A 6833-nucleotide genomic window follows, 5' to 3' on the forward strand; every position below is an offset into this window, starting at 1 on the left:
GACTCATATCTATCTGCGGGCAATGATCGGCGCACCACAGCCGTCCGGGATAGCCGTCGTTCACCAGTCGTCAATGCCGACGTTTCGCCGCGATCCGTCCCGGAACGACGCGGTGGGGGTGGCGCCGTTGCCACCCCCACCGCTCTCCCCGCCGGTGCGCCGTCAGTGCTTGTGGAACGACTGGCGCACCACACCCCCCACCAGCGCGCACCAGGTAGTGGTGCTGATCTTGCCGTTGGGCGGTAGTCCGTGCAGGCGCTGGAGGTCCTTCACCGCCGTGCGGGTCGCGTGGTCGTACTCGCCGGTCGGGGTGACCTCGGCGTAGCCCTTGGAGGCGAGCATGAACTGCGCGGCCACCACCGGGACGCCCGACGACTTCTGGTCCAGCTCCGGGGCCAGGGTCTCCCAGGTCGGCGCCGTGAGCGTGGCGTCGACGTCGACCGGGATGCCGTTGCGCGCCTGCCAGTCCTGGACCGCGGCGACGGTGGCCGCGTCGAACACGCCGTTCACCGGCACGGTGTAGCCGCGGAACGTGAGCAGGTACTGCGCGACCTGGACCACCGGGCCGCCGACGAAACGCCAGATGTCCGGCCAGCGGCGGGCCGGCACGTCGCCCAGCTTCGTGCCCAGCTTCTGGAACACCGCGCGGCGCAGCGCCGGGAACTCCCGGTAGAACATCGCGCCCGGGCAGAGCGTGGCGCGGAAGTCCCAGTGACCGAAGATGTCGTGCGCGTGCAGCCCGTACTGCCGGCAGATCGCGGTGCACAGCCGGGCGAGGGAGTCGAGCAGCTCCTCCGGCGGCGTCTCGGTGACGTAGGTGCCCTCGTTCTCGATGCCGATGGCTCGCCCGTTCTCGCCCGGGCAGTGCGCGGCGATCATCTGCCGGTCGCCGGCCCGCAGCCGGTCCAGGCTGCCGTGGCGTCCCTCCAGGACGTGACCGCCGCGGCTCACCGTGAAGTGCTGACCGGTGTCGGACCAGCCGTTGCCGTCCATGTGCAGGTCCTGGCAGTCGCGGGCGAGCTGCTTGGCGTGTTCCTCGGAGTAGTCCGTGACGTTCGGGAACGCCATGTGGTGCACGATGATCTTGTTGGTCGGGATCGCGCTCACCGACAGCGGGTCGGCCGGCGGGCGGGCGGCCCACTCGTCGCAGCTGATGATCCAGTCGAGGTCCGCGCCCGGCGCGGCCTGCGCGGCGGCCGGCAGGGCGAGCTCACTGCCGACGACCGCGACCGCGGCGGCGCCGAGGCCGGCCCGCAGCAGCGTACGGCGGTCCAGCTCGGGGTGGTCGAAGTGCATCTCGCCTCCTCGATGGCCCGGCCGGCGCCGGGCGATGTAAAGGAACTGCAACGACTGCGCGCGTGGTGGAGAATATTGCCAAGCTCGCGCGGCGCGCCAGAGGACAAAAGCGACGTTCGCCGGCCGGTGGGCCGGTTGCTCCTACCGCCGGAGTAGGCGATCTCACGTCCGCTGACCGGGACGGACCATGGTCTTCCGCGACCCGCCGTGGCAGCCTGGGCCGGTGCAGTCGCCCAGCCTGACCGGGATCGTCGTGCTCGTCGCGGTGCTCGCGGCCGCCACCGCGTTCGGCTGGTGGCGCCGCCGCCACGACGGGCGGCTGCGCGCCGTCCGGAAGCGCCCATCGGCCGCCGACGCGCCGCACCGGGCCACCCTCACCGCCCTCGGGGTACGCCCCGGCGAGGTCACGCTGGTCCAGTTCTCCGCACCGGTCTGCGCGCCCTGCCGGGCCGCCCGCCGGGTGCTCGCCGACGTCGCCGCCCGCGTCGACGGGGTCGCGGTGCGGGAGGTCGGCGTGGACGAACACCTCGACGCGGCCCGGGAACTGGACGTGTGGCGCACCCCGACGGTGCTGCTGGTGGACGCCGCCGGCCGCGTGGTGCGCCGCGCCGCCGGCGTGCCCGACCGCGACGACCTGATCGACGCGCTCACGGCCGGGGCGGCGCGATGACCGGCGTACGGCTGACCCGCCGCCGGGTGGTGGACCACGGCCGGCTCGCCACGAGCCTCTGTGCGGCGGCGCGTCCCGCCTGACCGACCGCCCCCGCACGAACGGACCCACCCCATGCTGCTCGATCCCCGGGGACCGCGCTTCGCCGCCGTCCTCACCACAGTCGTCCTCGCGATCGTCCTCGTCACCGGCTCCGGACTGCTCCTGCTCGCCCAGGCCGTCGTGTTCGCGTTCACCGCCCTGAACCCCCGCGTCGGGCCGTACGGCCTGCTGTTCCGCGCCCTGGTGGCGCCCCGGCTGGACCCGCCGGCGGAGCTGGAGCCGGTCGCGCCGGTGCGCTTCGCCCAGGTCGTCGGCCTGGTCTTCAGCGTCGCCGGCGCGGCCGGCTGGTTCGCCGGGCTGCCCGCGCTCGGCCTGGCCGCCACCGGTGCGGCGCTGGCCGCCGCGTTCCTCAACGCCGCGTTCGGGCTCTGCCTCGGCTGCGAGGCGTACCTGACGATCCGGCGGCTGGCCGGACGCCCGCTCGCCGCCCGGGTGGCGGTGCCCCCGCGCTGAGGTTGCGCCCGTACGCTGGCCCCGGGCGGACGGGGGGAGTGGCATGGCGGGTCGCGGGCGGCTGGACCGGCGCAGCGTGCTCGTGGCCGCGGGCGGGCTGGCGGTCGCCGGGATCGGCGTGCCGGTCGGGCTGGCCGCCACGAACGACCGGCCGCCGCCCCCGCCGCGCGGCCGGCGGCCGGTCAGCATGGCGATGCACCTGCACGCCTCGTTCAGCGAGGGCGTGGCCAGCTACGCCGCCCACCTCGACCAGGCCCGGCGCAACGGCGTCGACGTGCTGTGGTGGACCGACCACGACTTCCGGGTCGCCGCCCACGACCATCGCCGGGTCGTCCACTTCGACGGCCCGGAGGAACGCGAGGGCGGCCTGGCCTGGACCTGGCAGCCCGCCACCGAGGGACGGCTGACCGGCTCGGCCGCCGACTTCGTGGACGCGCCGGACGCCCCCGACGGCCCGGGCCGCGCGCTGCGCCTGACCGCCGCTGGTTCCGGCACCCATTGGTACGCGGGCAAGGCGTGGAACTGGACGCACACCTCAAACATCTCCGACACCACACTGCACCTCGACGTACGCCCCGAAGCCGCCGGCCGGGACGCCACGCTCACCGTGGAACTCGCACTGTCGCACCACCCGGCCGGACCCGGGCGGCCCGCCGGGCAGCTCGTGCTGCGCTACCGCCTCGGTGGCGTCGACACGGTCCGGCACACGGTGGACGGCCGGCACGGCACCGTCGAGCTGCCCGCCCCGCCCGGCGCGTGGCGGCGGCACACGTTCGGCCTGCTCGCCGACGTACGGCGGCTCTGGCCCGACATCGTCGCCGGGGACAACTCGCTGCGCGGACTGCGCCTCGGCGTGACGGTGGCCGGTGGCGGGCGCGGCGCCTACCTGGTGGACCGGCTCGTCTTCGACCGCGCGCGCCGCGCCGGCCAGGCGGGCGAGGAGCTGCGCGCCGAGGTGCTGCGCGGCTACGACGGCGCGTACCCCGGCGTCACCCACCACCGGGCGTACGAGGTGTCGATGGTGCGGCACCTCAACTGGTTCGGCGGCGACGGCACGCTGCCGCGCTTCCCGTCCCCGCCGTACCGGGACAACGACGTCGACGCCACCGAGCGGATGGTGGAGTTCCTGCACGCGCACGGCGGGGTGGTGTGCTGGAACCACCCGCTGGACACCGAACGCCGCGAGTCCCTGGCCCGCCTGCTGGTCAGCCGCAACGCGCTCGGCGTCGACCTGATCGAGATCGGACGCCGGCCGGTCGAGGACCACCTCTGGGCGTACGACGTGGCGGCCCGCAACGCGATCCCGCTCACCGCCGTCGGGGTCACCGACGACCACGACGGCACCGACTGGCGGGCCGGCCGGGACCGCAACGTCACCTCGGTGTGGGCGGCCTCGACCGGCCGGGACGACCTGGTCGCGGCGCTGCGCGCCGGGCAGGCGTGGTTCGCCGACCTGGCCGGCTACCGGGGCGCGCTGGACCTGGAGCTGGGCGGCCGCAGCGCGATGGGCGCGCTCGCCGTGCTCGCCGAGGACACCGTCACGGTGCGGCTGCGCGCCACCGACCTGCCCGCCGGGGCCACGCTGGAGACGGTCACCGGCGAGGTCGACCGGGCCGGTGTCGCGGACCCGACACCGGCGGTCCGGGTCGGGCAGGTCCCCTGGCGGCAGTTGCGGCAGGGCTGGCACGACCTGCCGGTGCGCGTCGGCGCCGGCACGTACGTCCGCACCCAGGTCCGCGACCGCGACGGCGAGATAGTCGGCGCGAGCAACCCCCTCTGGCTGCTCCGCACCCCTCCACCCGCAGGCATCCCCCCACCCCGCCGCCGCTGAACCCGCGCACCCTCTCCCGCCGTGCTCCCTTTCCGCCGATCATGAAGTTGACGGCGATGTCTGTCCTCTTTGTCCCTGTCAACTTCATGATCGACGAGCTGACGGCGGTTGCCGGGGTCTGGTAATCGTGGCGGTGTGTCCGATACCGACCACCTGTCGTGCGGTGCCGCGCCGCGCGAGCGCCCGGGCGCCGGTCGGCGTCCGGAAGCAGCCGTTGCGGCGATGGCCCGCGGCTGCGCCACGGTGAGAATGACGAGCGAGGCGGCGTCCGACATCCGCCCGTGGGACGCCGTGGAGTCTGTCGCATGAGCGGCTGGGAACTGTCCGGATACACCCCGGTCCGCCGGCTCGGCGCCGGCGCGTCGGGCAGCGTCGTGCTCGCCACCCACGACGCGACCGGCACCCCCGTCGCGATCAAGTATCTGATCCGCGACCTGGGCGAGGACTCGGCATTCCGGAGCGCGTTCCGCACCGAGGCCCGGCTCCTCGGCGAGATCGACGACCCGCACGTCAGCCGCCTCTACGAGTACGTGGAGAGCCCGCACGGCGCGGCCATCGTGATGGAACTGGTCGACGGCGTCTCACTGCGCCAGATGCTGCGCGAACACGGCCCGACCACACCCGAGGCCGCGCTCTGCGTCCTCAAGGGCTCACTCGCCGGCCTGGCCGCCGCACACGCCCACGGTGTCGTGCACCGCGACTACAAACCGGAGAACGTGCTTGTCACCGGCGCCGGGCTGAGCAAACTCGCCGACTTCGGCATCGCCATGCCCATCGGCCAGGGCTCCGACACCACGGTGTCCGGCACGCCCCGCTACATGGCCCCCGAGCAGTGGACCGGCGCCCCGGCAAGCCCCGCGTGCGACGTCTACGCCGCCACCGCCACGTTCTTCGAGTGCCTCACCGGCCGGCCCCCGTACCAGGGGCCGGACCTGTTGTCCCTGCGCGACCAGCACGCCAGCGCACCGATCCCCGCCGAGGCGGCACCCCCGCCGGTGCACGAACTGCTGCGCCATGGCATGGCCAAACGCCCCGACGAGCGCCCGCCGTCCGCCGAGGCGTTCCTGGAGCTGCTGGAACGGGTCGCCGGCACCGGCTACGGCCCGGAATGGGAGGAACGCGGGCTGCGCGAGCTGGCCCGGCGGGCAGCGCTGCTGGCCGCGCTGTGGCCGTTCCCGGACCGGGCCGAGGGCGCCACCGCCGTCGCGCACACCGAACTCGGCACGACCACCACCGGCCGGGGCGGACGGTTCCGCAAGGGCCGCACCCGTACCGCGCTCGCCGCCGGCGCCCTGGTCGCCGCAGTCCTGGCCGGGGGCGCCGGCTACAGCTACGCCGCCCACGACGACACGTCCGCCGCGGGTCCGACCGGCCCCGCGAGCGCCGCCCCCGTCACCACCGGCGCACCCGTACCGGACCCGACCGGCACCGAGACGCCCAGCCCGTCACCGACACCCAGCCCGTCCACCGTGTCCGCCGCGCCGTCACCTCCCGCGCCGTCGGCCACCCCCGACCCGACCGGGACGCCGACCCGAACCGGCACACCCACCCCCAGCGCGTCACGCACCACCAGCCCGCCCCCACCGGACGTGACAGCGCCGGTCGTGGACGGCGTCAGCGCCGACCCGGGCGAACTGGACCCGAAGGGCTGCCCCTACGGCGCGAAGAGCAGCACGGTCACCGCCACCGTCACCGACGACCGCAGCGGCCCGGCCGCGCTCACAGTCACCTTCGGCTACACAGTCGACGGCGCCACCGGCACGATCCGGATGGCCGCCGCCGGGCGCGGGCTGTTCACCGGCACGCTCGGGCCGCTGTCCACGCCCGAGCGCAGCGCCCGCATCCCCATCCGGGTCACCGCCGCCGACGCCGCCGGCAACACGACCACCTCGACGTCACCGGTGTACGTGACGCTCTACCACGACTGCACCCCCGGCTAGGAGTACGACAGTGCCCGCTGCTCCGCACCGCAGCCCGTCCCGGGGACGGTCGGCGTGACCCGCCCCGACGAGCCCACCGAGGCGCTGCCCACCCGCGCCCTGCCGATCACCGGCGCCGCGGACACCGCCGAGCCCACGGTCCACCTGACCGCTATCCCCGGCGGGGACGACCGCACCGCAGACCTCGCCGCCTCGGCCACGCCGACACCGCCGGATGCCGAACCGACTGTGCACCTGCCCCCAGGCCGGGCAGCCGACGCGGGCGAGGCGACCGTTCATCTCCCGGCGGCTCCGGACAGCGGGGCGGGGCAGGCCACCGTCTACCCGCGTCCGAGCGCGGAGCCGGCCCCGCGTCCCGGTGCGGAACCGACAGCATCGTGGCAGCCCACCGCCTCCTGGCAGCCCACCGGCGTACCGCATCGGGGCCAGCCCACCGGGACGGCGGCGACGGGCGCCGGGGCGTACGCGGATCGGAGCGGCCACGCGCGGGCGGCGAGTGGCGTGCCGGCCCCCGGCGGTGAGCTGCGCTTCGGGCCGGGCG

At 75.2% G+C, this 6833-nt stretch carries 5 protein-coding genes and 1 pseudogene; 5 read left to right on the forward strand and 1 reads right to left on the reverse strand.

What is annotated here, in order from left to right:
• Positions 1-162: 162 nt before the first annotated feature.
• On the reverse strand, positions 163-1296 hold the full coding sequence (locus AC2CHG_RS15895) for a peptidoglycan recognition protein family protein (RefSeq protein ID WP_262011582.1): 1134 nt from the start codon (positions 1294-1296) through the stop codon (positions 163-165).
• Between the two features lie 223 nt (positions 1297-1519).
• Between AC2CHG_RS15895 and AC2CHG_RS15900 the strand changes: the two genes are divergently transcribed.
• From AC2CHG_RS15900 to AC2CHG_RS15920, 5 genes and pseudogenes are all read left to right on the forward strand, one after another.
• On the forward strand, positions 1520-1966 hold the full coding sequence (locus AC2CHG_RS15900; RefSeq protein WP_355508731.1) for a TlpA family protein disulfide reductase: 447 nt from the start codon (positions 1520-1522) through the stop codon (positions 1964-1966).
• A gap of 114 nt (positions 1967-2080) precedes the next feature.
• Positions 2081-2521: a DUF4395 domain-containing protein gene (locus tag AC2CHG_RS15905; RefSeq protein WP_484525014.1), complete on the forward strand. Its 441-nt coding sequence runs from the start codon at positions 2081-2083 to the stop codon at positions 2519-2521.
• 43 nt (positions 2522-2564) lie between these two features.
• Entirely contained in the window at positions 2565-4352 is a 1788-nt protein-coding gene (locus AC2CHG_RS15910) for a hypothetical protein (RefSeq protein ID WP_484525015.1), read from the forward strand.
• A 305-nt stretch (positions 4353-4657) separates the two neighbouring features.
• Positions 4658-6292, forward strand: a complete 1635-nt coding sequence (locus AC2CHG_RS15915) for a serine/threonine-protein kinase (protein WP_484525016.1) — start codon at positions 4658-4660, stop codon at positions 6290-6292.
• A gap of 54 nt (positions 6293-6346) precedes the next feature.
• Positions 6347-6833: pseudogene (locus tag AC2CHG_RS15920) on the forward strand (hypothetical protein); the annotation flags it as partial.

It is taken from the genome of Micromonospora sp. ATLC20, from assembly GCF_057196585.1.

Excerpts from the sequence above, each read along its gene's own strand:
- AC2CHG_RS15895 (WP_262011582.1), bottom strand. The coding sequence starts at position 1,296 with ATGCACTTCGACCACCCCGAGCTGGACCGCCGTACGCTGCTGCGGGCC.
- AC2CHG_RS15905 (WP_484525014.1), top strand. The coding sequence starts at position 2,081 with ATGCTGCTCGATCCCCGGGGACCGCGCTTCGCCGCCGTCCTCACCACA.
- AC2CHG_RS15910 (WP_484525015.1), top strand. The coding sequence starts at position 2,565 with ATGGCGGGTCGCGGGCGGCTGGACCGGCGCAGCGTGCTCGTGGCCGCG.
- AC2CHG_RS15915 (WP_484525016.1), top strand. The coding sequence starts at position 4,658 with ATGAGCGGCTGGGAACTGTCCGGATACACCCCGGTCCGCCGGCTCGGC.